General features: G+C 67.1%; 25 protein-coding genes. 15 read left to right on the plus strand and 10 right to left on the minus strand.

Annotated features, from left to right (window positions below; all coding sequences use genetic code 11):
• Positions 1–50: 50 nt before the first annotated feature.
• Entirely contained in the window at positions 51–1,004 is a 954-nt protein-coding gene (locus BLU08_RS02150) for a threonine/serine dehydratase (RefSeq protein ID WP_090194634.1), read from the minus strand.
• A gap of 62 nt (positions 1,005–1,066) precedes the next feature.
• Here BLU08_RS02150 and BLU08_RS02155 point away from each other — a divergent pair, with 62 nt between their 5' ends.
• From BLU08_RS02155 to BLU08_RS02160, 3 genes are read left to right on the plus strand one after another with little or no spacing between them, the layout of a single operon-like run.
• Positions 1,067–2,278, plus strand: coding sequence for a saccharopine dehydrogenase family protein (locus BLU08_RS02155; RefSeq protein WP_090194636.1), 1,212 nt, complete (start codon positions 1,067–1,069; stop codon positions 2,276–2,278).
• Positions 2,268–2,702 carry a hypothetical protein gene (locus tag BLU08_RS15065; RefSeq protein WP_172800962.1) on the plus strand — a complete coding sequence of 145 codons (435 nt, stop codon included), beginning with the start codon at positions 2,268–2,270 and terminating at the stop codon, positions 2,700–2,702. Before BLU08_RS02155 ends, BLU08_RS15065 begins: the two co-directional genes overlap by 11 nt.
• A 6-nt stretch (positions 2,703–2,708) precedes the next feature.
• The gene (locus tag BLU08_RS02160; RefSeq protein ID WP_090194639.1) at positions 2,709–3,899 is read left to right on the plus strand and encodes a carboxynorspermidine decarboxylase; all 1,191 of its coding nucleotides are present in this window, start codon (positions 2,709–2,711) and stop codon (positions 3,897–3,899) included.
• 10 nt (positions 3,900–3,909) lie between these two features.
• Here BLU08_RS02160 and BLU08_RS02165 read toward each other — a convergent pair whose 3' ends face one another.
• A complete protein-coding gene (locus BLU08_RS02165; RefSeq protein ID WP_090194640.1) occupies positions 3,910–4,995 on the minus strand; it encodes a DUF3137 domain-containing protein in 1,086 nt (361 codons plus the stop codon).
• Positions 4,996–5,079: 84 nt separating this feature from the next.
• On the opposite strand from BLU08_RS02165, the gene BLU08_RS02170 reads away from it, so the two are divergent.
• Positions 5,080–5,652: a LemA family protein gene (locus BLU08_RS02170; protein ID WP_172800963.1), complete on the plus strand. Its 573-nt coding sequence runs from the start codon at positions 5,080–5,082 to the stop codon at positions 5,650–5,652.
• A gap of 238 nt (positions 5,653–5,890) precedes the next feature.
• Complete coding sequence (locus BLU08_RS02175) at positions 5,891–7,096, plus strand: type III PLP-dependent enzyme (RefSeq protein ID WP_090194642.1); 1,206 nt, start codon at positions 5,891–5,893, stop codon at positions 7,094–7,096.
• 211 nt (positions 7,097–7,307) lie between these two features.
• Here the strand turns inward: BLU08_RS02175 and BLU08_RS02180 are convergent, their stop codons facing one another.
• The 4 genes from BLU08_RS02180 to BLU08_RS02195 form a co-directional block, all read right to left on the minus strand.
• On the minus strand, positions 7,308–8,000 hold the full coding sequence (locus BLU08_RS02180) for a nitroreductase (RefSeq protein ID WP_090194644.1): 693 nt from the start codon (positions 7,998–8,000) through the stop codon (positions 7,308–7,310).
• A gap of 99 nt (positions 8,001–8,099) precedes the next feature.
• Complete coding sequence (gene hemA, locus BLU08_RS02185; RefSeq protein WP_090194647.1) at positions 8,100–9,320, minus strand: 5-aminolevulinate synthase; 1,221 nt, start codon at positions 9,318–9,320, stop codon at positions 8,100–8,102.
• Positions 9,321–9,429: 109 nt separating this feature from the next.
• Positions 9,430–10,224 carry a glutamate racemase gene (murI, locus tag BLU08_RS02190; RefSeq protein WP_090200897.1) on the minus strand — a complete coding sequence of 265 codons (795 nt, stop codon included), beginning with the start codon at positions 10,222–10,224 and terminating at the stop codon, positions 9,430–9,432.
• A 35-nt stretch (positions 10,225–10,259) separates the two neighbouring features.
• The gene (locus BLU08_RS02195) at positions 10,260–10,988 is read right to left on the minus strand and encodes a LuxR C-terminal-related transcriptional regulator (protein WP_233996054.1); all 729 of its coding nucleotides are present in this window, start codon (positions 10,986–10,988) and stop codon (positions 10,260–10,262) included.
• A 104-nt stretch (positions 10,989–11,092) separates the two neighbouring features.
• Between BLU08_RS02195 and plsY the strand changes: the two genes are divergently transcribed.
• Positions 11,093–11,695 (plus strand): glycerol-3-phosphate 1-O-acyltransferase PlsY, encoded by a 603-nt coding sequence (gene plsY, locus BLU08_RS02200; protein ID WP_090194652.1) that lies wholly within the window; start codon positions 11,093–11,095, stop codon positions 11,693–11,695.
• Positions 11,696–11,783: 88 nt separating this feature from the next.
• A complete protein-coding gene (gene dprA, locus BLU08_RS02205) occupies positions 11,784–12,941 on the plus strand; it encodes a DNA-processing protein DprA (protein WP_090194655.1) in 1,158 nt (385 codons plus the stop codon).
• Here the strand turns inward: dprA and BLU08_RS02210 are convergent.
• A complete protein-coding gene (locus tag BLU08_RS02210; RefSeq protein WP_090194657.1) occupies positions 12,938–13,492 on the minus strand; it encodes a superoxide dismutase family protein in 555 nt (184 codons plus the stop codon). The genes dprA and BLU08_RS02210 overlap by 4 nt on opposite strands.
• Positions 13,493–13,732: 240 nt before the next feature.
• Between BLU08_RS02210 and topA the strand changes: the two genes are divergently transcribed.
• From topA to BLU08_RS02230, 4 genes are all read left to right on the plus strand, one after another.
• The gene (gene topA, locus BLU08_RS02215) at positions 13,733–16,342 is read left to right on the plus strand and encodes a type I DNA topoisomerase (protein WP_090194660.1); all 2,610 of its coding nucleotides are present in this window, start codon (positions 13,733–13,735) and stop codon (positions 16,340–16,342) included.
• A gap of 148 nt (positions 16,343–16,490) precedes the next feature.
• Positions 16,491–16,811 carry a hypothetical protein gene (locus BLU08_RS15440; protein WP_233996055.1) on the plus strand — a complete coding sequence of 107 codons (321 nt, stop codon included), beginning with the start codon at positions 16,491–16,493 and terminating at the stop codon, positions 16,809–16,811.
• A gap of 104 nt (positions 16,812–16,915) precedes the next feature.
• Entirely contained in the window at positions 16,916–17,425 is a 510-nt protein-coding gene (locus BLU08_RS02225; protein ID WP_369816818.1) for a PleD family two-component system response regulator, read from the plus strand.
• A gap of 64 nt (positions 17,426–17,489) precedes the next feature.
• Entirely contained in the window at positions 17,490–17,918 is a 429-nt protein-coding gene (locus BLU08_RS02230) for a GIY-YIG nuclease family protein (RefSeq protein WP_369816819.1), read from the plus strand.
• 86 nt (positions 17,919–18,004) lie between these two features.
• Here BLU08_RS02230 and era read toward each other — a convergent pair whose 3' ends face one another.
• The 3 genes from era to lepB all read right to left on the minus strand — a co-directional run bounded on the left by era (position 18,005) and on the right by lepB (position 20,512).
• Entirely contained in the window at positions 18,005–18,910 is a 906-nt protein-coding gene (gene era, locus BLU08_RS02235; RefSeq protein WP_090194664.1) for a GTPase Era, read from the minus strand.
• A gap of 67 nt (positions 18,911–18,977) precedes the next feature.
• Positions 18,978–19,676 (minus strand): ribonuclease III, encoded by a 699-nt coding sequence (gene rnc, locus BLU08_RS02240; RefSeq protein ID WP_233996056.1) that lies wholly within the window; start codon positions 19,674–19,676, stop codon positions 18,978–18,980.
• Complete coding sequence (gene lepB / locus BLU08_RS02245) at positions 19,673–20,512, minus strand: signal peptidase I (RefSeq protein ID WP_090194669.1); 840 nt, start codon at positions 20,510–20,512, stop codon at positions 19,673–19,675. Before lepB ends, rnc begins: the two co-directional genes overlap by 4 nt.
• 51 nt (positions 20,513–20,563) lie before the next feature.
• Between lepB and pgi the strand changes: the two genes are divergently transcribed.
• From pgi to BLU08_RS02265, 4 genes are all read left to right on the plus strand, one after another.
• On the plus strand, positions 20,564–22,096 hold the full coding sequence (pgi, locus tag BLU08_RS02250) for a glucose-6-phosphate isomerase (RefSeq protein ID WP_090194672.1): 1,533 nt from the start codon (positions 20,564–20,566) through the stop codon (positions 22,094–22,096).
• 390 nt (positions 22,097–22,486) lie between these two features.
• Positions 22,487–23,956 (plus strand): DEAD/DEAH box helicase, encoded by a 1,470-nt coding sequence (locus BLU08_RS02255; RefSeq protein ID WP_090194674.1) that lies wholly within the window; start codon positions 22,487–22,489, stop codon positions 23,954–23,956.
• Between the two features lie 68 nt (positions 23,957–24,024).
• The gene (gorA, locus tag BLU08_RS02260) at positions 24,025–25,380 is read left to right on the plus strand and encodes a glutathione-disulfide reductase (RefSeq protein WP_090194676.1); all 1,356 of its coding nucleotides are present in this window, start codon (positions 24,025–24,027) and stop codon (positions 25,378–25,380) included.
• Between the two features lie 36 nt (positions 25,381–25,416).
• The gene (locus BLU08_RS02265; RefSeq protein WP_090194678.1) at positions 25,417–26,445 is read left to right on the plus strand and encodes an NAD-dependent epimerase/dehydratase family protein; all 1,029 of its coding nucleotides are present in this window, start codon (positions 25,417–25,419) and stop codon (positions 26,443–26,445) included.
• Positions 26,446–26,477: the final 32 nt, after the last annotated feature.

Consider the following 26,477-nt stretch of genomic DNA (forward strand, 5'->3'; position numbering starts at 1 on the left):
CTGCGTGTCGGCAATGTGACTACATGCCCTGGCTCTTGCCAGCGCGCGGCTCACGGCTCGTCGTGGCCCGCGAGCATCCGGGCGAAGCTATCCGGGTCGGCATTGCCGCCGGTGAGCATGATGACGCTGTCCTCGTCGAGCGGCACCTTGCCCGCCAGCGCCGCTGCGAGCGCCGCCGCGCCGCCCGGTTCGAGCACGAGGCGAAGATGGGCGAAGGCCCAGCGTTGGGCGGTGCGAACCTCCTCGTCGGTCACGGTGATGCCCGGCTCGGCACGGCCCTGCAGCACGGCGAGATTGACCGGCCTGGTCGCGGTCGGCTGGAGCGCGTCGCAGATCGTCGCAGGCGCATCGGCCCGCGCATGGACGATCTGCCCGCTCGCGATGGCCTGCCCGACCATGTCCCAGCCGCGCGGTTCGACGATGTGGATCGCGGCCTCGGCACAGGCGAGCGCAAGCCCCGCGGCAAGGCCCCCGCCGCCGCAGCAGGCGACGATGCGCGAGGGCGAGCGGCCGAGCTGCGCTGCGATCTCGATCCCGGCGCTGCCCTGTCCCTCGATCACGCGGGGGTCGCCGAAGGCGTGCACCAGCGTGCCGCCCCGCTCCTCGATCACCCGTGCCGCCACCTCGTCGCGGTCCTCTCCGGGACGGTCGTAGAGCACGATCTCGGCCCCCATCGCGCGGGTGTTGTCGAGCTTCACCCGGGGCGCGTCGCGCGGCATGACGATGACCGCCCGCTTGCCCATCTCCCGCGCCGCCCATGCGACCCCCTGCGCGTGATTGCCCGAAGACACCGCGACCACGTCCTCGCCCTCGACATGGGACAGCGCCCACCACGCGCCCCTGATCTTGAACGCGCCGATCGGTTGCAGGCTCTCGGCCTTGGCATGGCAGCGCACCCCGCCGATCTCGACCGGCAGGAGCGGGGTGGGCGGCAGGATCGCGGCGATGCTCCGGGCGGCGGCAAGCACGCCTTCGCGGGTCGGTTCGGGCGGGTCGAGGATCATTTGTCCGCTCTAGCGCATTCGACTAAGGCACGCGCAAGATTCGAATTCGAAAGGACACCAACATGTCGACAGTCCTCGTGATCGGTGCCGGCGGGGTAAGCTCGGTCTGCGTTCACAAGATGGCGATGAACAGGCAGATCTTCACCGACATCCACCTCGCCAGCCGCACCCGCTCGAAATGCGATGCCATTGCCCGCTCGGTCAAGCAGCGCACGGGGGTCGATGTCGAAACCTACGAGATCGACGCCGAGGAAGTGCCCGCGATGGTCAACCTCATCCGCAAGGTGAAGCCCGCCCTCGTCGTCAATCTCGCGCTGCCCTACCAGGACCTGCCGATCATGGACGCCTGCCTCGAGGCGGGGGTCGATTACCTCGACACCGCGAATTACGAGCCCAAGGACGAGGCCAGGTTCGAATACAAGTGGCAATGGGCCTATCACGATCGCTTCAGGGAGGCGGGGCTGATGGCGCTGCTCGGCTCCGGCTTCGATCCGGGCGTGACCAGCGTGTTCACGATGTGGCTCAAGAAGCATAGGCTGAAGTCGATCCGCCAGCTCGACATCCTCGATTGCAACGGGGGCGATCACGGTCAGGCCTTCGCGACCAATTTCAACCCCGAAATCAACATCCGCGAAGTCACCGCGCCCGCGCGCCACTGGGAAAACGGCGAATGGGTCGAAACCCCGGCGATGCAGGTCAGGACCGAATTCGACTTCGAGGCGGTCGGCGTCAGGAACGCCTACATGATGTATCACGAGGAACTGGAGAGCATCACCAGGTTCAATCCCGAGATCGAGCGCGCGCGGTTCTGGATGACCTTCGGCGATGAATACATCAAGCACCTCACCGTGCTCCAGAATGTCGGCATGACCTCGATCGAGCCGGTGAAGTACCAGGGCAGGGAGATCATCCCGCTGCAATTCCTCGCCGCGGTGCTGCCCAAGCCGGAAACGCTGGGCGAGACGACCAGGGGCAACACGAACATCGGCGTGATCGCGACCGGCGAGGCGCTCGACGGGTCGGGCGAGAAGACGTTCTACATCAACAATATCTGTTCCCACGAAGCCGCCTATCGGGAAACCGGCAACCAGGCGGTGAGCTACACGACCGGGGTTCCGGCGATGATCGGCGCGGCGATGATGGTGACCGGCCAGTGGCGCGGCGAAGGCGTGTTCAACATGGAGGAGATGGACCCCGATCCCTTCATGGAGATGCTCAACGAACACGGTCTGCCGTGGCAGGTGAAGGAGCTTGAGGGGCCCGTTGATTTTTGACGGTGATTTCGTATCCCCCATCGAGTGTTGGGGGATTGAAATGGCATCATGGAGAGAATTGCAGCCGCGTCTAAAGCGCGTCGAAAGTGCGCCTCCGCTGCGACGCGTCAATGGAATCGGAGTGGGCCTTCTGGGGTGGAAACGAGAGATTCCTGGAAGCCCAATGTATTTCAAGGGTTATTGGATTAGCTTCTTATTCTTACCTGTCATACCTCTGGGTTTCTATGTGGTCTCCGGTGGTTATCCAGAGTATCGCTTTCACGCAAAAATGAGTCTGTTTAACTTCGTCAGAACGTATAAATTTGGAAGCTTAATATATATAATTTCAGCGTTTTTTGAATCGGTAATTTTCTTTGTTTTGTTTTTTGGCTTGATGTTTGCCGTGGTTGGTGGCCTGCACTGGATCAAGTCTTTACTCCGTTAGGTGCTCATGCAAACCAAAGCCGGCGATCCGGGCGCCTTCGCCCATTTCGACCTGTCGCGCGTCGACAGCCCCGCCTTCGTCGTCGACGCCGCGAAGCTGCGCGCCAATTGCCGGGTGCTGGCCGAGGTGCGCGACGCGGCGGCGGCGGACGGGGCGAGCATCAAGGTGTTTGCCGCGCTCAAGGCGTTCTCGATGTGGTCGACCGCGCACATCATCGGCGAATATCTCGACGGGGTCTCGACCTCCGGCCTGTGGGAAGCGCGGCTCGCCTCCGAATTCTACGACGGCGAAATCGCGACCTATTCCGCCGCCTTCAAGCCGGACGAGCTGGAGGAGGTCTGCCGCCTGTCCGATCACGTGATCTTCAATTCGCCCGGCCAGATGCAGCGCGCCGCGCTGATCCTGGAACAGGCCGCGGCGAGCGGGGGCGACGTGTCGGTTGGCCTCAGGATCAACCCGCAGGTCGCGACCGGCGAGGTGCCGCGCTACGACCCGTCCTCGCCCGGATCGCGGCTCGGCTTCCCGCTCGACCAGTTGACCGAAGAGCACATGGAGGGCGTCGAAGGCATCCACTTCCACAACCTGTGCGAACAGGCCTTCGAACCGCTTGCGCGGACATGGGACCGGGTGTTCGACGCGATCGAGCCGTTCTTCGGCCAGCTCAAATGGATCAACATGGGCGGTGGCCACCACATCACCCGCGCCGATTACGAGCGCGAGGAACTGGTCGAATTCCTGAAAGATGCCGCCGAGGACACGGGCGCCGAGATCATCATCGAGCCGGGCGAGGCGGTCGCGCTCGACGCGGGGATCCTAATCGGCACGCTGCTCGACACAGGCTTCAACGAAGTGCCGATCGGTGTGACCGACGTTTCCGCCACCTGCCACATGCCCGACGTGATCGAGGCGCCCTATCGCCCCGCCATGCTGAACGAACTGACCGACGACAGCATCCCGATCCGCCTCGGCGGGCCGTCCTGCCTCGCGGGCGACGTGATCGGCGATTATCGCCTGCCCGTGGCGGCCGAGCCGGGCGCGCGTTTCGCCTTTCTCGACCAGGCGCATTATTCGATGGTCAAGACCAACACCTTCAACGGCGTGGCCCTGCCGAGCATCTGGCTGTGGGACAGCGACACCGACGCCTTGGACTGCGTCAAGCGCTTCGATTACGAGGATTTCCGCGACCGGTTGAGCTGACGCGGCGGCGTCAGAGCCCCTTGCGCCCGAAGCGGGCACCGGGACGGGCGGCGCTGCGAGCGGCGATAGGGGCGACGGAGGGCGGAGCGATGGCATCGCCGGTCACCGGCCCCGCCTCGTTCGCGTCCGGCATTCGTGCAGCGCCCATCGCCCGGCCGCGCTCCGTCTGGTTGATCGCCAGCGCCAGCGCGGCCAGCGCGGCGAATTGTTCGGCGGTTTGCTCCGCGCGCGCGCGGTCCTGCCGGGCATCCATCGTGCCGCTCTCGAACAGATCCTCGCCCTCCACCGCCAGGATCACCTCGCCGCGGACGAACAGGGCGCGCAGCTCCTTCGCACCGAAGGCCGTTTCCAGCCGCAGCAGGTGTTCGATGTAGGAAGGGTGAACCAGCACGCGCGCTTCGACCTGATCGTCGCTGAACAGGCCGAACTTCTCTTCGAAGTCGGGGTGCACCTGATCGACGAAATCGAGCTGGTGGCCGTCGAAACGGACGCTGTCCTTCGTCCCGCCCAGCCCGAACCACTTGCGATGCTCGCCCGCGCGCTGGAGCAGGGTGGTGGAATGGAACGGGCGGCCGAACGCCATCTGGATGATGACCCCGCGAAACACCGTCACCCAGCGGCGGTTCTTGCCCGATCCGCGGCGTTCCTCGAGATGGGCTTCGTAGAGATTGAAGGCGTGTCCTTCGAGCGTGCCGTGCCAGCGATCCTCGAAACCGGAGCGGCCGAACGCGGGGACGAGGCCGTAACGCTTCGCGGCCTCGAACTCCGCGCCCGGCTCGACCGCGTGTTCGTACGACACGCCGAGGCTGCGGGCGATGGCCGAATTGATGCCGAGCTTGATCTGCTGCTTGGCTTCGCCGATCGGGCGGTATCCCCACCACCACACTGCCAGTCCGCCGCCGACCAGCAGGTGCCACTGGAAGCCGGTGAGCCAATCCGGCCCGAACGGAACGAGGGCGAACAGCACGAGCAGTCCGCCTGCGCCCCAGGTCCAGCGGGAGGCGGCGACCTGTCTGGCAGAGGCGCGCATGTCGGACTGCGACGCCAGCCACTCGCCCAATCGCCCCTGCATCAGCTGGTTGACATCCGCACGCATGACTTTGCCTTTAGTGCAATCCGGTCTGGGATTCCTTAACAATCCGAAGGTAAGATGATCGCCGCACAATGGAGTCGTTGCGCCATGGTTGATATTCTCGGCTGGTTCTGGACCTCGGCGATGCTCGTCATCGCGGCGGGCCTCGTGGTGCTGATCATCGCCATCTACAACAACCTCGTCTCGCTGCGCCAGAACGTGCGGCAGGGCGTGGCCGATATCGACGCGCAATTGCGCCAGCGCCACGATCTCATCCCCAATCTCGTCGAGGCGGTGAAGGGCTATGCCGGCCATGAAAGCGCCACGCTCGAAGCGGTGGTCGAGGCGCGCAACCGGGCCGCGCAGGGTGGGCCGAACTCGGCGAGCGAGCAGAGACTGCGCGTCGCGCTCGACAACCTGCTGGCGCTGGGCGAAGCCTATCCCGACCTCAAGGCCTCGGCCAATTTCCAGGAACTCCAGCGCGAACTGGCCGATGTCGAGGACAAGCTCGCCGCGGCGCGCCGGGCGCTGAATGCGGCGGTTTCGCGCTTCAACACGGCGCGCGAATCCTTCCCCGCCGTGCTGTTTGCCGGAATGCTCGGATTCAGCGAGGCCGATTTCAACCGCCTCGACGACAGCGAGCGCGGCACGGTCGACCAGGTTCCCGCGATCTCGTTCTGACGATTGCGCGGCACGGGCCGCCGACAGCGCGCCTCCGCACGGAACTTCGGGGCGTCCCTGCGTTGATTCGGGGCGCCGAACGCGGCGAGCCGGAGGGCCTGCAGCAGGGGCGCGAGATTTATCATTGCGCGCCCGCTCGAACTCTCTATATGCGCCCCCCTCTGCCCCAAGGGACATGACCGCAAGGCAGGCTCAAAACCGTTTGGTTCAACGCTAAACCTTCTGGGGGTCCCTTGAATTGCTCACATTTCCCGACGCCAAGGCTGTAGCCCGGGCCCTGCGCCCGGACGAACCGGTCATCCTCAACCGCCCGCACGCAGCGCGGCGGGCCGCCCAGTTCTTTGTCGATCGCTTTCCCGGCAAGGTGCTCTACGCGGTCAAGGCCAATCCCGCGCCCGACCTGATCGAGGTGCTGTGGGATGCGGGCGTGACCCATTACGACGTCGCTTCGATCGCCGAGGTGCGGCTGGTGCGCGCGGCGCTGCCGGACGCGGTGCTGTGCTTCATGCACCCGATCAAGACGCCGAGCGCGATCCGCGAGGCCTATCACGAACATGGCGTCAAGACCTTCAGCCTCGACACGGTCGAGGAGCTGGAGAAGATCGTCGAGGCGTGCCGCGATCCCGAAACCGGCGAGCCGGCGACGGACCTGCGCCTGTGCGTGAGGCTGCGCGTGTCCTCGGAATATTCCGAGCTGTCGCTCGCCAGCAAGTTCGGCTGCGACCTCACCGATGCGCCTGCGCTGTTGCAGCAGGTGCGCCAGCATTGCGACTGGCTCGGCGTGTGCTTCCACGTCGGCAGCCAGGCGATGACGCCGTTCGCCTTCGTCCAGGCGCTGGACCGCACCCGCGCGGCCATCGCCGAGGCTTCGGTCGTGATCGACATGATCGATGTCGGCGGCGGTTTCCCGAGCATCTATCCCGGGATGGAGCCGCCCCCGCTCGAGGATTACTTCGCGATCATCCACCATCATTTCTACGCGCTGCCCATCGCCTACAACGCGGAGCTGTGGTGCGAGCCCGGCCGCGCGCTGTGCGCGGAATACAGCTCGATGATCGTCAAGGTCGAAAAGCGCCGCGGAAGCGAACTCTACATCAACGACGGGGCCTATGGCGCGCTCTATGACGCCGCCCATGTCGCCTGGCGCTATCCGGTGAACGCGCTCGAGGAGGACCTGCGCGACGCCAACGAGGATTTCGCCTTCTACGGGCCGACCTGCGACGATGCCGATTACATGGCGGGACCTTTCCCGCTTCCCGGCGACATCCAGGCGGGCGACTATATCGAGATCGGGATGCTCGGCGCCTATGGCGCGGCGATGAAGACCGGCTTCAACGGCTTCGGCAATGCCGAAAAGGTGATCGTCACCGACGAGCCGATGATGAGCTGCTTCACCGGCGAGCGCGAGCGGCCGGCGACCGACAACGTGGTGAACCTGCGGTAGATCGGTCGGTAACGCACAAGGGAAGGGAGTGGCATGACGCTCCTGAAGGCGGTCGCCGGGATCGCGATGCTGTTTGCCGCGCGCGTGGAGGCAAGGGACGCAGCCCAGGCGTTCGCCAAGAATCGAACGCACGCCGGGGTTCGCTCTCGTCGAAGCGATGCCCTACCTCGAAAAAGGCCGCGGAACGCTCGCGAGCGGCTGCACGTCGGCCCTAGCCGAACCCCACGAAGCGCGCCGCCTCGTCGACGCTCTTGCGCCTTGAGACGACGGCGTTCGCCGGAAAGTCGGGATCGGGCCAGCCCATCGCGACCGCCTTCATGATGACCTCATCCTCCGGGATGCCGGCGTGTTCGCGCACCACGGGCGACTGCATGATCCCCTGCGAATTGATGACGCAGCCCAGCCCGCGCGACCATGCCGCATTGACCAGCGCGGTCGTCACCGCGCCGCAGTCGAAGGCGGTATCGTCGCTGTCCGAAAGCTCCCGGTCGTAGGTGACGATCACGCAGACCGGTGCATCGAACTGGCGAAACCCGCGCAGCACCCAGTCCTGCCGCGCCTCCTTGTCCTCGCGCGCGATGCCCATCGCGCCGAAGAGCTGCTTGGCGACTTCGACCTGGCGTTCGCGATGGACGCCCTCGAAGGCGTGTCCGCGGCGGAATTCGCGGCTGTCGGGGACGCCTGCCAGGATATTTTCGGTGTTGCCCCGGCGGATGCGGTCGAGCGGTTCGCCGGTGATGACGTGGAAATGCCAGGGCTGGGTGTTCATGCTGGTGGGCGAGCGCATCGCCATGCCAAGCACTTCCTCGATCAGCGCGCGCGGCACGGGCTTTTTCAGGTAGCCCCGGATCGAACGCCGTCCGAGCACCACTTCCGAATAGGTCTGGTCAGGCGATCCGCCCACGTCTCTCTCTCCCCGAATCTGTGCGGGCAAGGGCTAGCGCAGCACGCGCGCCGGGCAAAGGAGGCTGCGCCGGGCAGGGCAGGGCCGGCCCGCGCTGGCTCAGGCCGCCTGGCGCAGCGCCAGCCCCAGCCGGTCCCAGATCTCCACCAGCGCGTCCGTCAGCTCCGCGATCATCGGCGCAGTGTGCATCGGGCCGGGCGTGAAGCGCAGGCGCTCGGTCCCGCGCGGCACGGTGGGGAAGTTGATCGGCTGGACATAGACCCCGTATTCGGCGAGCAGGATGTCGCTGATCTGCTTCGCGCGGATCGGATCGCCGACCATCAGCGGCACGATGTGCGTGGTCGAATCCATCACCGGCAGGCCGGCGGCGGCGAGTTCGCGCTTGAGCAGGGCGGCATTGGCCTGCTGCGCCTCGCGCTCGACGCTCGACTGCTTGAGATGCCGCACCGAGGCGAGCACGCCCGCGACCAGCACCGGCGAAAGCGAGGTCGTGAAGATGAAGCCCGGCGCGTAGGAGCGGATGCAATCGATCACGCGCTTGTCCGCAGCGATGTATCCGCCCATCACCCCGAACGCCTTGCCCAGCGTGCCTTCGATGATGTCGATCCGGTGCGCCGCGCGGTCGCGTTCGGAAATGCCGCCGCCATGTTCGCCATACATCCCGACCGCGTGGACCTCGTCGATATAGGTCAGCGCCCCGTATTCCTCGGCGAGGTCGCAGATCGCGTGGATCGGGGCGACGTCGCCGTCCATCGAATAGACGCTTTCGAAGGCGATGACCTTGGGCGTTTCGGGGTCTTCGGCGGCGAGCAGTTCCTCGAGATGGGCGAGGTCGTTGTGACGGAAGATCCGTTTCTCGCAGCCCGAATTGCGAATCCCGGCGATCATGCTCGCGTGGTTGAGTTCGTCGGAGAAGATCACGCAGCCAGGCAGCAGGCGCGCAAGCGTCGAGAGCGTCGCGTCGTTCGAGACATAGCCGCTCGTGAACAGCAGCGCGCCTTCCTTGCCGTGGAGATCGGCCAGTTCGGCTTCGAGCTCGACATGGAGATGCGTGTTCCCGCCGATGTTGCGCGTGCCCCCGCTGCCAGCGCCCACATCGTGCAGCGCCGCTTCCATCGCGCCGATCACCTTGTCGTGCTGGCCCATGGCGAGATAGTCGTTCGAACACCACACCGTGATCGGCTTGGGCCCGTTGTGTCCGTGGAAACAGCGCGCATTGGGATAGGCGCCCTTGTTCCGCATGATGTCGATGAAGACGCGATACCGGCCTTCCTCGTGGAGGCGATCGATCGCCTGGTCGAAGATCTGATCGTAATTCACGTCGCGCCGGCTCTTGTCTGCTGGTTGTCCGAAGGGTCCCTTGCGGCGTTATCTAGGATTTGCGTGCGGTTTTGACCACCCGCGATCTTTGCAAGTGAGTTGCAACGTTTCAGAACGGTTCGGGCGGGGAAAACCCGCGCGCGGCGAGACACGGGCCAAGCCCCTCCGCCGCGCCGGGCGGTCCGGTGACGACGAAGCGGTTCGCACCCGGCGTCATGGCCTGGCCTTCGAGAAGGTGCGCGATGCGCCGCGCGATCCCCTCCGCCCCGTCGACGAGCGCAACGTCGGGACCGAAGGCGGCGCCCAGTTCCTCCTTCAGCAGCGAGAAATGCGTGCAGGCGAGCACGAGCGTGTCCATCTCCCCGCCGCGCGGCATCGCGGCAAGCCCGGCGCGCGCCTCCTCGACCGCAGCGAGGTCGAGCGCGCGAGAGCGCAGCTTGTCCTCGGCCAGAGCGACGAGGCCGGGGGCGGCGATGCGGTGGAGCGCCTTGCCCTGCGCGAACTCCGCCTCAAGATCGTCGACATAGCGCTGCCGGATCGTCGCGCCGGTGCCGACGAGGCCGATCACGCCGCTGCGGGTCATGGCCGCGGCGGGCTTGATCGCGGGGACGGTGCCGACGATCGGCACTTCGAGCACGTCGCGCACCATGCCGAGCGCGATGGTGCTGGCGGTGTTGCAGGCGATGCACACGAGCCGCGGGCGAAACCTCTCGCTCATCCGCCCGAGCAGCCCGGCGACCCGCGCCGCGACCTGCGCTTCGGTCTTCTCGCCATAGGGCAGGCCCGCGAGGTCGGCGGCGTAGATCACCGGCGCATCGGGCAGGACTTCGCGCAAGGCGTCGTAGACGGTCAGCCCGCCGACGCCCGAGTCGAACAGGAGGATGGGAGAGGATGCGTCAGCCATTTCGGCCGGGCCGATGGCCGAGGCGCCCGGGCGCGTCAACTTTCCGGTTTGCGCTCGATTTTCAGCACGCGGCGCACCTCGATGCCCATCTCGGCAAGGCTCGCCTCGTGCCAGAGGTCGAATTCGCGGCGCGAAACCCGGCCGTCCCCATCGGTGTCCGCCTCCCTGTAGAACGCCGCTATCCGTTCGGCGTCCGGGTCATCGCCCGGCACCAATTCTCGTTCGCCGGCCTCTTGCCTGTCCGGTTGGCTGTCCGGCTCGCCAAGCACGCCGGTGACGAAGGGCGACTCGGCACCTTCGAGAAACCCGCTCCCGTCTTCGTCGAGCAGGGCGAAGACGCGCTCGGACCCGGGTTCGAGCTCGATCTCCAGCGGTCCGGTGGCCGGGGCCGAGGACCAGACGGCAATGACGACGATACTCGCGACAAACATGGCAATGCCTCCAGCAAGAGCGGTTCGGTGCTGCCATGATTTGCGCGGTCCGGGCGCGGATCGAAGGTCCGGCGGATCGGCTACGGCCTGCCCGCACCCTGCCGCCGGGCCTTCGGCGTCCGCCAGCATCCGCGCCGCTTCGAGCGAACTCGCCGCGCCCAGCTTGGTGCGCGCCATCTTCAGCCGCTTCTCCACCGCGTGATGCGATATGCCGAGATCGAGCGCGATTTCCTTGGCGGTCCGGTGGTCCAGCCACAGGCGCAAGGCCTCCTTCTCGCGCTCGGTGAGCCTTGAGGTGGGATGCGTGGTTTCCATCGCCGCGAGACTAGCCACGCCCGGAGAGGCGCGAAAGTATGGTCGGACCGTAATTTCGCCGCGAGCCGGCACGGCTTGCACATAGGTTTCGACGAATCGCGCGAGCCAGCTATTACGGCCTCATGGAACCGTTCATCGCCGCCCTGCTGGGATATCTCTCCGGCTCGATCCCCTTCGGCCTCCTGCTGACCTTGGCGGCCGGGAAAGGCGACGTCCGCAAGCAGGGCAGCGGCAATATCGGGGCGACCAACGTGCTGCGGACGGGGTCGAAAGGGCTGGCGGCGGCGACGCTGCTGCTCGATCTGGCCAAGGGGCTTGCGCCCGTGATCGCGGCGGGGATGCTGTGGCCGGGCGAGACGGGCGAGGTGGCGAAAGCCTTCGCGGCCGGCGGTGCGGTGCTCGGGCACTGCTTCCCCGCCTGGCTCGGCTTCAGCGGCGGGAAAGGCGTCGCCACCAATGCCGGCGTTTCCTTCGGCCTCGCCTGGCCCGTGGGGCTTGCCTATGCGCTGGTGTGGCTGTCGATCCTGTTCCTGTTCCGCATCTCCTCGCTCGCGGGGATGAGCGCGGTGGTCGCCGCCGCTGCCGCTGCGCCGCTGTTCGGCTATCCCGAATATTTCCCCGTGCTGGGCGCGATCGCCGCGCTGATCTTCTGGCTCCACCGGGAAAACATCGCCCGCCTGACGAAAGGCGAGGAGCCGAGGGTGGGGGGGAAGAAGGCCTCGTGAAACGGGCAAGGAGCGCGCTTTCGCGCGAAGACCGGGCAATGGCGCTGCACAGGGCGACAGGTTCCCGCTTTTGCAGGAATTGGCGAGGATGACGGGCGGGGCATTGTCGCAGGCCGAGGCTTTTGCCCGCATTCGCCTGCTGCGCTCGCCCAATATCGGCCCGGTCAGCTACGCCCAGCTCCTCGCCCGGTTCGGCACGGCGGCCGCCGCGCTCGATGCGCTCCCCGATCTCGCGCGGCGGGGGAGGGAGGCCTATCGCCCCGCGCCCGCCCAGCGGATCGAACGCGAGGTGGAGGCGGTGCGCCGCAGCGGCGCGCGCTACCTCTTCCACGACCAGCCCGATTACCCCGCGCTGCTCGGCGAACTCGAGAGCGCGCCGCCGATCCTCACCTGCCGGGGCGACCTTGCGCTGGCCGCGCGGCCCTGCGTCGCGATCGTGGGTGCGCGCAACGCCTCGGCCGCCGCGGTCAAGCTGGCGCGCGACTTTGCCGCGGGACTGGCGGAGGCCGGCTTCACCGTCGTCTCGGGCCTCGCGCGCGGGATCGACGGGGCGGCGCACGAGGGCGCCCTGGGCCGCGGATCCCGGGCCACCATCGGCGTGATCGCGAGCGGGATCGACATCGCCTATCCGCCCCAGCACGCCGACCTCCAGGAACGCATTGCGAGCGAGGCGTTGCTGATCGCCGAACAGCCCCCGGGGACCGAGCCGCGCGGACGCCATTTCCCCAGCCGCAACCGCATCATCGCGGGCCTGGCGAGCGGCACGCTGGTGGTCGAGGCCGCGCCGCGATCGGGTTCGCTCATCACCGCGCGGCTGGCGGGCGAGGCGGGGCGCGAGGTCATGGCGATCCCCGGATCTCCGCTCGATACCCGTTCGCAGGGGTGCAATCAGTTGATCCGCGACGGGGCGGTGCTGGTCCAGTCGGTCGAAGAGGTGATCGAACTGCTCGAAGGGTTCACCGGGCAGCCGCGCTCGACCTTCCGGGTCGGGGAGGCATCATCCGCGTTCGATTACGAGGAATTGCGGAAGCTCGAATGGGGCGAGGCGCGCAAGGAGCATGGCGGAGACAGGATCGCGGGGCTGCTGACCAAGGCGCCGATCGCGCTCGATGAGCTGATCCGCCAATCGGGCGCGACCCCGGCGGCGGTCCACATGGCGCTGCTCGAACTGGAACTGGCGGGCGAGATCGAGCGGCACGACGGCGGCCTCGTCAGCCTGTCGGGAGCATCGGGAGCGTCATCCTAGCCGCGCTCGGCGAAGATCACCCCGCAGGCGACCCGGTCACCGGCCGAAGCCATGGTGCGGTAATCGTCCGCCCGGGCATGGACCATGATCGTCGAACCGTCGCCATCGGCAAGGGTGAAGGGATAGCGCCCGTTGTCCGGCCCGCGCAGCGTCACCTGCGGCACGTGGAATTCGCTCGTCGCCGTGCCGTCCTCGCCCACATGGACATTGGGCAGGTCGCCGACGTGATAACCGTCCTCGTTGTCGAAGCCGTGTTCGGAACCGACGGGATCGTAGTGGCCCCCGGCGGCCTTGAAATCGGGGGTGCAGGTGCCGGTCTCGTGGATGTGGAAGCCGTGCGCGCCCTCGCCGAGGTTCTTCAGCCGCGCGACGATCAGCACGCCGTGTTCGGCCTGTTCGAAGGTCACGGTGCCGGCATCGAGCCCGTCGGCGGTCCGCAGCTGCGCCTCGACCTGCGCGCTGCCTTGCATCGACTGCGCGGCTAGCGGCACCGCCGCAAGCGCGATGACACCGGGCACGGCGATGGCGGAAAGGGGAAGGGATCGAAACATGGCTGTGCGCTCCTGATCTGTGGCAGAGCAATTGGCAGAGCAAATCCCCGCCGCAGGCCCTGTTCCGGCAGGCAGGGCAGGGCGGGGCGCAGCCGCGCCGGGGCGTGCGGCGGGCGTCTTCGCGCTTGAATTTGCACTACCCTTGCGCCACTTCGGCGCGCGCTTTCCCGCTTGACGCACCTTCACGGCGCGTTCCACCCTCGCGCACACGCATACGTAAGGGACCGTTCCGCAGCCGCCATGCAGCTTGTCATCGTCGAATCGCCGGCCAAGGCGAAAACCATCGAGAAATACCTCGGCAAGGACTACAAGGTCCTCGCCTCCTACGGCCATGTCCGCGACCTTCCGCCCAAGGACGGCAGCGTGCGCCCGGACGAGGATTTCGCGATGGACTGGGAACCCTACCGGGACAAGCAGAGCCGCATCAAGGACATCGCGGACGCAGCGAAGAAGGCCGACCGGCTGGTCCTCGCGACCGACCCCGATCGCGAGGGCGAGGCGATCAGCTGGCACGTGCTGGAGATCCTGAAGAAGAAGAAGGCGCTGCCTGCGGCGGTCGAGCGGGTCACGTTCAATTCGATCACCAAGCAATCCGTGACCGAGGCGATGGCGCGTCCGCGCGAGCTCGACCAGCCGCTGATCGACGCCTATCTCGGGCGGCGGGCGCTCGACTACCTGTTCGGATTTACCCTTTCGCCCGTCCTGTGGCGCAAGCTGCCGGGCGCCAAGAGTGCGGGCCGCGTGCAATCGGTCGCCCTGCGCCTCATCGTCGACCGCGAGCGCGAGATCGAGGCCTTCCGCGCGGACGAATACTGGTCGGTGATCGCCACGCTCGAACACGATTCCACCCGGTTCGACGCGCGCCTCGTGCGCTACAAGGGCGAGAAGCTGGAAAAGCTCAGCCTCGGCCACCAGACGATCGCGCTGGAAGCGAAGGCCGCGGTCGAGGCCGCGCGTTTCACGGTCGAGGATGTCGAGAAGAAACCGCTCAGGCGCAATCCCGCGCCGCCCTTCACCACTTCGACCATGCAGCAGGAAGCCGCGCGCAAGCTCGGTTTCTCGGCCAGCCACACGATGCGGCTGGCGCAATCGCTCTACGAGGCGGGGGCGATCACCTATATGCGGACCGACGGCGTGCAGATGGATGCGAGCGCGATCGCTGCGTGCCGCGACACGATCGCGGAGCGGTACGAGAGCGCCTATCTCCCCGAAAAGCCGCGTCATTACAGCACCAAGGCCAAGAACGCCCAGGAAGCGCACGAAGCGATCCGGCCCACCGACTTCGCCCGCGACCGGGCCGGCACGGGCGACGAGGCGAAGCTTTACGCCCTGATCTGGAAACGCGCCATGGCGAGCCAGATGGCGACCGCCCAGCTCGAACGCACGACCGTCACGCTGCGCGATGCGACCGGGCAGCACGAACTGCGCGCGACCGGACAGGTGGTGGTCTTCCCGGGCTATTTCGCGGTCTACCAGGAAGGGCGCGACGACAGCGAGGACGACGAGGAAGGCCTCCTCCCGCTCCTTCGCAAGGGCGATGCCCCCACGAAACACGCGGTGCAGGCCAACCAGCATTTCACCCAGCCCCCGCCGCGCTTTTCCGAGGCGAGCCTTGTCAAACGGCTCGAAGAGCTCGGCATCGGGCGGCCCTCGACCTACGCCTCGACCATCCAGACCCTGCGCGACCGCGACTATGTCCGGATGGAAAAGAACCGTTTCTTCGCCGAGGAATCGGGCCGCCTGCTGACCGCCTTCCTCGAACGTTTCTTCCCGCGCTATGTCGCCTATGATTTCACCGCGGGGATGGAGGACGAGCTCGACGTCGTTTCCGACGGGCGCGAGGATTACAAGGCGCTGCTCGCCAAGTTCTGGGCCGATTTCAAGCCCAAGGCCGACGAGGTCATGGAGAAGCTGCCGAGCGAGGTCACCGAGGTCCTCGACGACTATCTCTCCGACTTCCTCTTCCCCCCGCGCGAGGACGGCAAGGACCCGCGTGCCTGCCCGATGTGCGAACAGGAAGGGCGCGAGGGCGGGCGCCTGAGCTTGCGCGGCGGCCGGTTCGGCGCCTTCGTCGCCTGCAACAATTACCCCGAATGCAAGTACACCCGCCGCTTCGCCCAGCCGGGCGCCGACGGGGCGGACCAGGCCGAGGACGGGCTGATGGGCACGCATCCCGAGACCGGGGCGGAGATCCACCGCAAGACCGGCCGCTTCGGACCTTATATCGAGATGGAGCACGACGGGACCAAGAAGCGCGCCTCGATTCCCAAGGATCTGGACGATTTCGATCTCGAATGGGCGATCAAGCTCCTCGACCTGCCGCGCATCATCGGGACGCATCCCGAAACCGGCAAGGAGATCGAGGCGGCGATCGGGCGCTACGGCCCCTATCTTCGCCATGACGGCAAATACGCCAAGCTTTCCTCGACCCGCGACGTGTTCGAGACCGGCATGAACGCCGCCGTCGCGCTGCTTGCCGAAGCGGCCAACCGCAAGGGCGGCACGCGGGGCAAGGCGGAGCCGATCAAGGTGCTGGGCGAACACCCGACCAGCGGGGGCGAGATCAAGGTCATGCCGGGCCGCTATGGCCCCTATGTCACCGATGGCACCACCAACGCGACCATCCCCAAGGACGTGAAGCCGGAAGAGGTCGAACTCGCCCGGGCGATCGAGCTGATCGACGCGCGCGCCGCCAAGGCTCCGGCGAAGAAGGGCCGCAAGAAGGCGCCGGCGAAGAAGAAGGCCCCCGCGAAATCGGCGACGAAGAAACCGGCGGCCAAGAAGGCTCCCGCCGGGAAGGCCGGGGCGAAAAAGACCGCATCCGGCCCGGCCAAGCAAGCCGCCGAATAGGGGCGGTTCCGGGGGCCGGGCAGGTGCGGGCGCACCCTCTTTCCCGGCCCCCTTTCGCGCCCGGCTTTGCCCCAGGCGCTTGCGCGTGTTGGTAAATCGTCAAGCATTGTTTCGTATCACTCCGGCCCATGACCCAGGGGCCGCAAACGTGATCGAAATCGAAGTCCAGAACGAAACGCACCAGACCCAGTCGCGCATCCGCTTCGCCGCGGTGCCGCGCATCGGCGAGGGCATTCGCCTGCGCGAACCGGACGGCATGTGGGCGAGTTACGACGTGCTCGACGTGTGGTACCAGAAGGCCGAGTTCGGCGATGTCTGGATGCCCTATCTCCACGTCCGCATGACGCCGGGCGAAGGCAGCGGTGGGGGCGGCGGGGGCGGCTCGCGTGAACCGGGTTTCGAGGATTACGACACCGGCTACGGCCACGGCGCCGTCCATGCAGGGGAGCTCGAGCCATTCAAAATCTGATCAAGCGCAACACCGGGCCGCATCGGGGGCGCCAGGGCGGCAAGACCCTGGCGGAAAAGCTCGCCGAGGCGGAGGACACGCTCCCGGTCGAAACGCCCGCGGACGTGGCGTCCTCAGTCGATGACGTGGTGGATGCCGGGGCGACGCGTCCCGCGAGCGGCCGTGCCGACACGAGCGAGACCGACGCCATCGTGCGCGCGGCGAAGGCGATGCGCGACGGCGCCGCGGCCGAGGGCGCTCCGGCGCAGGCGAAGGCCTGCCTGATTGTCGACGACAGCCGCGTGATCCGCAAGGTTTCGAGCAAGATCGCCAGGAGCCTCGGCTACGTGCCGGTGGAGGCGCAGGACGGGATCGAGGCGCTCGCCCGCTGCCGAAAGGCGATGCCCGCGCTGGTCCTGACCGACTGGAACATGCCGGAAATGGACGGCCTCGAATTCGTCCGCCAGCTGCGCGCGATCCCGACGCCGAAACCGCCGGTGGTGGTGTTCTGCACTGCCAAGGGCGATGCGACCGACATCCACGAAGGCATCAAGGCCGGCGCGGACGACTACATCGTCAAGCCCTTCGACGAGGCCGCGCTGAAGGCAAAGCTGGAGAAACTCGGGCGGGGGTGAGGCTCGCGCACCGAGGCGAATGTCGGCTTGCGGGCGGTATTCGCTAGCCGCGTTCTGAACGTGAGTGGGCGCTGATCTGCCCTTCATCTTCCCCCGTCGCCCCGTGCTTGACACGGGGCTTGGCTTCTCTTTGGCTGGGTCGATGCGAAAGGGTGGCTGGCTCTACATCATGGCGAACCGCTTTCGCGGCGGCATGTATGTGGGCGTGACATCCGATTTGCCGCAGCGGGTTTGGCAGCACCGCGAAGGCCGGGGTTCCGAGCATGTCCGCGACTTCGCCAAGACCCGGCTTGTCTATGCCGAGCGGCACGAGGACATCGAACGCGCCATCGCGCGCGAAAAGCTCGTCAAGAAATGGAAGCGGGAATGGAAGTTCGCCCTGATCGAGGCGGACAACCCGGACTGGCACGATCTTTGCGGCCGATGGTTCGCGATCGACGAAGAAGAAAATAGCCAAGCCCCGTGTCAAGCACGGGGCGACGAAGGGGTTTGACGGCAACGGGGTCGCAAGCGGAGTGACCGTTTTTGTCCCGGCATTGCGCTAAGCGGACGCGGTCGGCGATTGGTCGGCGAACGCCCCTACTTCACCCAGTCCAGCCCCGTTTCCTCGAACAGTTCCTTGTCCTCGCTCCAGCCCTCCAGCACCTTCACGTGCAGGAACAGGTGGACCTTCACGCCCAATAGCTCCGACAATTCCTTGCGCGCCGCCTCGCCGATTGCCTTGATCTTCTGGCCGCCCTTGCCGAGCACGATGGGGCGCTGGGTTTCGCGGGCGACGACGATCTGCTGGTGGATCTCGAGGCTGCCGTCGGGGCGGTGCTGGTAGAGTTCGGGCCGCACCGCGCTGTCGTAAGGCAGCTCCTCGTGCAGCTGGCGGTAGAGCTGTTCGCGCGTGATCTCGGCGGCGAGCAGGCGTTCGGAGGCGTCGGAGACCTGGTCCTCCGGATACATCCAAGGCCCCTCCGGCATCAGCTTTGCCAGCGCCTCCTTCATCTCGCCAACGCCTTCGCCGGTGAGCGCGGAGACGAAGAAGATTTCCGCGAAGTCGACCTTCTGCGAAAGCTCCTGCGCCAGCGCCAGCAGCGGCTCCTTCCTGGACACATCGACCTTGTTGAGGACGAGGATCTTTCTCTCGGGCCGCTGGCCGAGCGCCTCCAGCAGCGGCTCCAGCTCGTGCCGCCGCTGCTTGACCGGATCGACCAGCAGCAGGACCGCGTCGGCGCTCTCCGCGCCTTCCCACGCTGCGCTCACCATCGCCCGGTCGAGCCGGCGGCGCGGCGCGAAGATGCCGGGCGTGTCGACGAGGATCATCTGCACCGGACCATGGAGCGCGATGCCGAGCATCCGGGCGCGCGTCGTCTGCGCCTTGGCGCTGGTGATCGCGACCTTCTGGCCGACCAACTGGTTCACCAGGGTCGACTTCCCCGCATTGGGGGCGCCGATCACGGCGACCACTCCGCAGCGGGTAGGGGGCGTATCGCTCATTGCGCGCGCTCCTCCGCACTTGCATGTTCCACGTGGAACATATATGGAACATTAGCGTCGTTTCGGCTCATCCGTACTGCTCCAGGAATTTCTGCGCGGCGAGCCGTTCGGCCTCGCCCTTGCTCGATGCGGTCGCCTCGGCGCTGCCGACGCTGGGGATGGTGACTTCGACGGTGAAGCGCGCCGCATGGTCGGGACCGCTGCGGTCGATGACGGAATAGCTCGGCATGGCGCGGCGGTTGCCCGCGGCCCATTCCTGCAGCGCGCTCTTGGGATGTTTCGCCTTGCCCGCATCGCCCGCGAATTCGACGGCCCACAGGCGGTAGATGATCTCGCGCGTAGCATCGAACCCGTTCTCGACGAAGTTCGCGCCGATCAGCGCCTCCATCGCGTCGCCCAGGATCTTGTCGCTGTCCGTCCCGCCGTCCTCGCGCGCCTGCTTGCCGAGGCGGATGTGGGCGGGCACGCCGATCGCCCGGGCGACGCGCGCGCAGGTGCGTCCGCTGACGAGGGCGTTGAGGCGCTGCGAAAGCTGGCCTTCGGGGGCATCGCCCGCATGGTAGAGCCAGCTCGCCACCGACAGGCCGAGCACCCGGTCGCCGAGGAATTCGAGCCGCTGGTAGTCGATGTCGCCCTTCGCCGAACTCGCGCCGTTGTAGCTGCCGTGGGTCAGCGCCTCGAGCCAGACGCGTTCCTCGCCGACCTTGAAACCCGCCTCGACGAGCCATGCTCGCGTCGCCTCCGCCAGCTCGCCTCGCCCGCTCACAGGACCTGTCCGATCCGCTCGCCGCGGGCGGCGGTCAACCATGTCCACGGCTTCAGCCATTCGGCGCTGCCATCGGTCGACCACATGATGACGCTCGCCCTGCCCACGAGGTTTTCGAGCGGCACGATCCCCACCGCATCGCCGACGACCGCGGGAAAGCGGCTGTCGCGCGAATTGTCGCGGTTGTCGCCGAGCACGAACATATGGCCTTCGGGCACGGTCACGGGCGCGAAACTGTCGGCCGAGGTCGGCCCGAAATCGAGCACCTCGTAGCGCCGCCCGCCCGGCAGCGTCTCGCGGAAGCGGGAATAGGCGCACACGTCCCGGCCATCGCCGCGGCGGACCCGCTCGCCGCCCCACGCGCAGGTCGTGTTGGGCGAGACCGCGAGTTCGAAATCGGCGAGCGGCTCGCGCGGGACGAAGGCCCCGTTCAGGACCACCTGCCCGCCGACCACGCCGACGCTGTCGCCCGGCAGGCCGATCACCCGCTTGACGTAGTCGGACCGGTCGAGCGGGTGCTTGAAGATGACGATGTCCCCGCGCTCGGGCATCCGGGCAAGCAGACGCCCCTGCATCACCGGCGCGTCGAACGGGAGCGAGTGGCGCGAATAGCCGTAAGACCATTTCGTCGCGAGCAGGTAGTCCCCGTTGACGAGGCGCGGCAGCATGCTTTCGGACGGAATCGAGAAGGGCGAGACCACCAGCGTGCGGAACGCCAGCACCGCGAGCAGGACCAGGAGCAGGAACCGCGCAAAGCCGAGCCAGCTTTCGTCCCGTCCGCGGCTCTCCCCGACGCTGGCCGTATCGCCGGGCACAGATTGGGTCTTAACATCCATCGCCTGTCCCCTTACGCGCACGCGGTCGAAAGCGCCAAGGGGGTTTGCCGCATGAGTGATCCGATATCCGCCGCCTGGGACCGCCTCGCGGCGATCCGCCCGAGCGCCCTTGCCGACCTGTTCGAGGCCGATCCGGCGAGGGTGGAAAAGCTTTCGCGGCGGCTCGAATTCGGCCTGGGCGAACTCGGCGATGTCGGAATGCTGTTCGACTGGTCGAAGACGCACCTGACCGACGACGCGCTCTCCGCTTTCGAGGATCTCGCCGCGGCCTGCGATTTCGCGGAGCGGCGCGAGGCGCTGTTCACCGGCGGGATCGTCAACCCGACAGAGGGCCGGGCCGCCAATCACGGCGCGATGCGCGGCAGCGGGCCTGAGGCCGAAGTCGAGGAAGCGGCCGCGCTGCTCGCCCGCATGGGGATGCTGGTCGGGGCAATCCACGAAGGCGCGCTGGGCGAGGTCAGGCACCTCATCCATATCGGCATCGGCGGATCGGCGCTCGGCCCGGCGATGGCGGTCGACGCGCTGACCCGCGACGGGGCGCGGGTCGACGTGCACGTCGTCTCGAACATCGACGGCCTCGCGCTCGAACAGGCCTTCGCCGCCTGCGATCCGGCCTCCACGCTGATCGCGGTCGCGTCGAAGACCTTCACCACGATCGAGACGATGACCAATGCGGCGAGTGCGCTCAAATGGCTCGACGAGAATGGCGTCGCGGACCCCTATGGCAGGGTGGTGGCGCTCACCGCGAACCCAGACCGCGCCGTCGAATGGGGGGTCGACGAAACCCGCGTCCTGCCTTTCCCCGAAAGCGTGGGCGGGCGCTATTCGCTGTGGTCCTCGATCGGCTTTCCGGTCGCGCTCGCCTGCGGAATGGAGGATTTCCGCGCGCTGCTCGCCGGGGCGAAGGCGATCGACGACCATTTCCGCGCTGCCGAAGGGCGCGAGAACGTCCCGCTCCTCGCCGCCTTCGCCGATCAGTATTACGCGCGCCTCAGGGGCTGCCAGACCCGCGCGGTCTTCGCCTATGACGAACGGCTCGCTCTGCTGCCCGACTATCTCCAGCAGCTCGAGATGGAATCGAACGGCAAGCGCGTGACGGTGGAGGGCAAGCCGGTCGCCGGTCCGACCGCGCCCGTGACCTGGGGCGGGGTCGGCACCGACGCGCAGCACGCCGTGTTCCAGCTGCTCCACCAGGGCACGCATCTCGTCCCGGTCGATTTCATCGCCTCGATCGCGCCGGGCGACATGCTCGACCCCGCGCACCACCGCGCGCTGCTGATGAACTGCCTCGCGCAAGGGGCGGCGCTGATGGCGGGGAGCGGGAACGAGGATCCCGCGCGCGCCTATCCCGGCGACCGGCCGAGCGCGATGATCCTCGTGGACGACATCGACGCCGCGACGCTCGGCGCACTGATCGCCTTCCACGAGCACCGGACATTCGCCAATGCCGTGCTGATGCGGATCAACCCGTTCGACCAGTTCGGGGTGGAGCTCGGCAAGGCGATCGCGAAACGGATCGGCGCGGGCGAGGGCGAGTTCGATCCCTCGACGCGCGCGCTCATGCAGGCAGCGGGGCTTGGCTGAACGGTTTCACGAAACCGCCGCGAGTTTCACGCCGGCCTCCCCTTCGCACGGCCCTGCGCCCCGTCGAATGCCGCCTCGATGGTCAGCTTCGCCGCAGAAGCGTGGCCGTGGCGATTTCAGGTCCGTCTTGGACCCGAAGGGCGGATCGATCCCGTTCTCGTAGGCGCGCCGCGCACCATCCCCGCGATATGTTTTGACTTTCGGGCGCGGAAGGCCCATCTGCGAGCCACAGAGGCAGGCAAGCCAGCGTGAAGCGGCGGTCCTGACATGGCCACCCCGGCGCCCGCCTTATCCGTTTCCCCAGACTTCCCAATTCACGCGGGCGGTTTCAAACCCCGCGCTTCGCACGCTCTTTCCTGCGCGTGCGCTTCGCACATCATGCGAGTTTTCATGACACGATTTTCAGACCTCGGGCTTTCGCAGCCCGTCCTCCAGGCGCTCGAGCTCAAGGGCTACGACGTGCCGACCCCGATCCAGGCGCAGGCGATCCCGCCGGTGCTGGAGGGGCGCGACCTGCTCGGCATCGCCCAGACCGGCACGGGCAAGACGGCGGCCTTCATGCTGCCCTCGATCGACCGGCTGCGCGCGGCGGACAACCGGATTCCGTTCAAGAGCTGCCGGATGCTGGTGCTCGCCCCGACGCGCGAACTGGCGGTCCAGATCGCCGCGAGCGCCAGGGATTACGGCGCGCTCGCCGGATTGAAGGTGCAGGTCATCGTCGGCGGCACCTCCGTCAACAAGGACCGCAACAAGCTGCACCGGGGGACCGACATCCTCGTCGCGACGCCGGGGCGCCTGCTCGACCTCATCGACCAGAATGCCTTCAATCTGTCGGGTGTCGAGGTCCTGGTGCTCGACGAGGCGGACCAGATGCTCGACCTTGGCTTCATCCACGCGCTTAGGAAGATCCGCGACATGGTGCCCAAAGAGCGCCAGACGCTGTTCTTCAGCGCGACCATGCCCAAGGCGATCAAGGAGCTGGTGAGCGGATACTGCACGAACCCCGTGCAGGTCTCGGTCACGCCCGAAAGCTCCACCGCCGAGCGGATCGACCAGTACCTTTTCATGGTCCAGCAGGACGAGAAGCAGTCGCTGCTCGAACTGATCCTGTCGGGCCGCCACGAAGTTCCGGGCAAGACCGAACGCGTGCTCATCTTCGCGCGGACCAAGCACGGCGCGGACCGGGTTGTGAAGCGGCTGTCGCAGCGCGGCATCGCGGCCAACGCGATCCACGGCAACAAGTCGCAGGGGCAAAGGCAGCGCGCGCTCGACGAATTCCGCTCGGGCCGCACGTCGATCCTGGTCGCGACCGATGTTGCCGCGCGCGGGATCGACATTCCGGGCGTCAGCCACGTGATCAACTATGAACTGCCCAACGTGCCCGAACAATATGTCCACCGCATCGGCCGCACCGCGCGCGCCGGGCGTGACGGGATCGCGATCGCCTTCTGCGCCGAGGACGAGCGCGCGTACCTGAAGGACATCACGCGCACGACCGACGCGGAGTTCGAACGTCTGCCGCTGCCCGATAATTTCCGTGCCGTGGTCGAAGGCGTCGGCCCGACCAAGCCGCCCGTGCGCGGGGCGACGCGGGTGTCCCAGAAGAAGGTGAGGCCGAAACCCGCCGGCGGGGCCAGGCGTCCCGAGCGCGAGAAGGGCGAGGAGCAGCGCGCCAAGCCCAAGCATACCGCGCGCAAGGGCAGGCCCAACCGTTCCGGGCGGGGCAATCCCGAAGGCCAGCGCTCCGAAGGCCAGCGCCCCGAAGGCCAGCGCCCCGAAGGCCAGCGCCAGGCCGGCGGCCAGCGTCCCGGCGGGCGTCGTCGCAGGGGCGGCCAGCGGCGGGCCGGCTCGCTCGCATAGCGCAAGGCTTCCCTTGGCAAGCGGACCTCTCGTCGGCATAGCGCCCCGGCAGAGTCCAAGGAGGCGAGATGTCCGCTAGCGAATATGATTACGACCTCTTCACCATCGGCATCGGCTCGGGCGGAACCCGCGCGAGCCGCATCGCCGCCGGGCACGGCGCGCGGGTCGCGGCGGCCGAGGAATACCGCGTCGGCGGGACCTGCGTCATCCGCGGCTGCGTGCCCAAGAAGATGCTCGTCTATGGCGCCCATTTCGCCGAGGACCTCGAGGATGCGCTGAGCTTCGGGTGGAGCATCGAGGGCAAGAGCTTCGACTGGGTGAAGCTGCGCGACCATGTCCAGAAGGACATCACGCGGCTCGAAGGGCTCTACACCCAGACGCTCGAAAACCACGACGTGACCCTGTTCAAGGAGCGCGCGCGGATCACCGCCCCGCACGAGATCACGCTCGAAAGCGGCAAGACCGTCACCGCGAAATACATCCTCATCGCGACCGGCGCGCGTCCCCACGTGCCCGATTGCGACGGGAGCGAGCACATCATCACCTCGAACGAGGCGTTCCACCTCGACGAGGTGCCGCGCCGGGTCCTGATCCTGGGCGGCGGTTACATCGCCAACGAATTCGCCGGCATCTTCAACCAGTTCGGCGCCAAGGTGACGCTTGCCAACCGGACCGACACGATCCTGCGTTCCTATGACGAGGCGCTGCGCGACCGGCTGCTCCAGATCTCTCTCACCAAGGGGATCGAATTCCTCTTCAACACCAAGTTCGAATACATCCGCAGGCGCGAGGACGGCGCGCTCGACGTGAAGCTCACCGGCCATGACGAGCGGGTTTTCGACGTCGTGATGGCCGCCACGGGCCGCGTCGCCAACACCGAGGGGCTCGGGCTCGAGGAAGTCGGCGTCGAACTGGGCGAGCGCGGCGAGGTCAGGGTCGACGAATACAGCAAGACCAGCGTCGATCACATCTACGCCGTGGGCGACGTCACCGACCGGGTGCAGTTGACGCCGGTCGCCATCCAGGAAGGCCATGCCTTCGCCGACACGGTTTTCGGCGAGGACGGTCCGGTCAAGGTCGATCATTCCTGCATCCCGAGCGCCGTTTTCTCCCACCCGCCCATCGCCGCGGTCGGCATGACCGAAGGGGAGGCGCGCGACGTGCTCGGCAACGTCAAGATCTACCAGGCCGATTTCCGCCCGATGAAGAACGTCGTCGCCAACCGCAACGAACGCGGGCTCTACAAGATGGTGGTCGATGCCGCGAACGACCGCGTGGTCGGCCTCCACATGATCGGGCCGGATTCGCCCGAGATCATGCAGATGGCCGCGGTCGCGGTGAAGGCCGGGCTGACAAAGGCCGATTTCGATGCGACGATGGCGATCCACCCGACCATGGCCGAGGAGCTCGTGCTCTTCAAATAGGCGCCACCGGCCCGGGCAGGGGAAGGAGCGACACGCATGGCTGAAACGGTGCTGGTGACCGGCGGGACCGGCTTCATCGCGGGCGAGATCATCGACCTGCTGCTGGGCGCGGGCAAGACGGTGCACACCACGGTCCGCAACCGCACCAGCAACGAACCGCGCCTGCAGGACCGCTGGCGCACCGCGGGCGAGCGGCTGCGCGTGTTCGAGGCCGATCTGGAAAACGACGCGGGCTGGGCCGAGGCGATGGAGGAATGCGACGCGGTCGCCCATGTCGCCTCGCCCTTTCCGATGAGCACGCCCAGGCACCCCGACGAGCTGGTGAAGCCCGCCCGCGCAGGGGCGCTGAGGGCGCTCGAATGCGCGAAGAAGGCCGGGGTCACGCGCTTCGTTCTCACCAGCTCCGCCGCCGCGATCGCCTATGGCCACCCGCCAGGCCGGGACCGGTTCGACGAATCCGACTGGACCGTGCTCGAAAATCCCGAGGTCCCGGCCTATCACCGCTCCAAGACCGTCGCCGAAAAGGCTTCGCGCGAATGGATGGCGCAGAACGGCGAGGGCATGACGTTCTGCTCGATCAACCCGGTCGCGGTCCTCGGGCCGGTCCATGACGAGGACCTTTCGACCTCGATCGAACTCGTCCGCAAGCTTCTTACCGGCGAAATCCCGGCCTTGCCCGATGCGGGGTTCGGCATCGTCGACGTGCGCGACGTTGCGCTCGCCCATGTCCGCGCGCTCGATGCCCCGGCCGAGACCGTGCGGGGCGAACGCTTCGCCGTGTCCGACAAATTCCTGTGGATGCAGGACATCGCCGGGGTGCTGCGCGAGCGCGTGCCCGACCTCGCGGGCAAGGTGCCCTCGCGCCGCCTGCCGTCCATCGTGGTGAAGCTGCTCGCGCCCTTCATGGCCGACATCAGGCAGGTGAAGACGGAACTGGGCCGCCACCGCGACGTGTCGGGCGCCCATGCACGCCAGGCGCTGGGGATCGACTACATCAGCGCCGAGGACAGCATCGAGGCGACCGCGCGCAGCCTCGCCGACAAGGGCATCGTGACCCCGAGCTAGGGCATCCGCGCATTTTTGACACGTTGACGCCC

Source organism: Erythrobacter sp. HL-111, assembly GCF_900105095.1.
Taxonomy (GTDB): domain Bacteria; phylum Pseudomonadota; class Alphaproteobacteria; order Sphingomonadales; family Sphingomonadaceae; genus Erythrobacter.

What these genes read in the sequence shown, in the direction of transcription:
- BLU08_RS02150 (WP_090194634.1), bottom strand. Translation starts at nt 1,004, where the DNA reads ATGATCCTCGACCCGCCCGAACCGACCCGCGAAGGCGTGCTTGCCGCC.
- BLU08_RS02155 (WP_090194636.1), top strand. Translation starts at nt 1,067, where the DNA reads ATGTCGACAGTCCTCGTGATCGGTGCCGGCGGGGTAAGCTCGGTCTGC.
- BLU08_RS02160 (WP_090194639.1), top strand. Translation starts at nt 2,709, where the DNA reads ATGCAAACCAAAGCCGGCGATCCGGGCGCCTTCGCCCATTTCGACCTG.
- BLU08_RS02165 (WP_090194640.1), bottom strand. Translation starts at nt 4,995, where the DNA reads ATGCGTGCGGATGTCAACCAGCTGATGCAGGGGCGATTGGGCGAGTGG.
- BLU08_RS02170 (WP_172800963.1), top strand. Translation starts at nt 5,080, where the DNA reads ATGGTTGATATTCTCGGCTGGTTCTGGACCTCGGCGATGCTCGTCATC.
- murI (WP_090200897.1), bottom strand. Translation starts at nt 10,224, where the DNA reads ATGGCTGACGCATCCTCTCCCATCCTCCTGTTCGACTCGGGCGTCGGC.
- plsY (WP_090194652.1), top strand. Translation starts at nt 11,093, where the DNA reads ATGGAACCGTTCATCGCCGCCCTGCTGGGATATCTCTCCGGCTCGATC.
- dprA (WP_090194655.1), top strand. Translation starts at nt 11,784, where the DNA reads ATGACGGGCGGGGCATTGTCGCAGGCCGAGGCTTTTGCCCGCATTCGC.
- BLU08_RS02210 (WP_090194657.1), bottom strand. Translation starts at nt 13,492, where the DNA reads ATGTTTCGATCCCTTCCCCTTTCCGCCATCGCCGTGCCCGGTGTCATC.
- topA (WP_090194660.1), top strand. Translation starts at nt 13,733, where the DNA reads ATGCAGCTTGTCATCGTCGAATCGCCGGCCAAGGCGAAAACCATCGAG.
- era (WP_090194664.1), bottom strand. Translation starts at nt 18,910, where the DNA reads ATGAGCGATACGCCCCCTACCCGCTGCGGAGTGGTCGCCGTGATCGGC.
- lepB (WP_090194669.1), bottom strand. Translation starts at nt 20,512, where the DNA reads ATGGATGTTAAGACCCAATCTGTGCCCGGCGATACGGCCAGCGTCGGG.
- pgi (WP_090194672.1), top strand. Translation starts at nt 20,564, where the DNA reads ATGAGTGATCCGATATCCGCCGCCTGGGACCGCCTCGCGGCGATCCGC.
- BLU08_RS02255 (WP_090194674.1), top strand. Translation starts at nt 22,487, where the DNA reads ATGACACGATTTTCAGACCTCGGGCTTTCGCAGCCCGTCCTCCAGGCG.
- gorA (WP_090194676.1), top strand. Translation starts at nt 24,025, where the DNA reads ATGTCCGCTAGCGAATATGATTACGACCTCTTCACCATCGGCATCGGC.
- BLU08_RS02265 (WP_090194678.1), top strand. Translation starts at nt 25,417, where the DNA reads ATGGCTGAAACGGTGCTGGTGACCGGCGGGACCGGCTTCATCGCGGGC.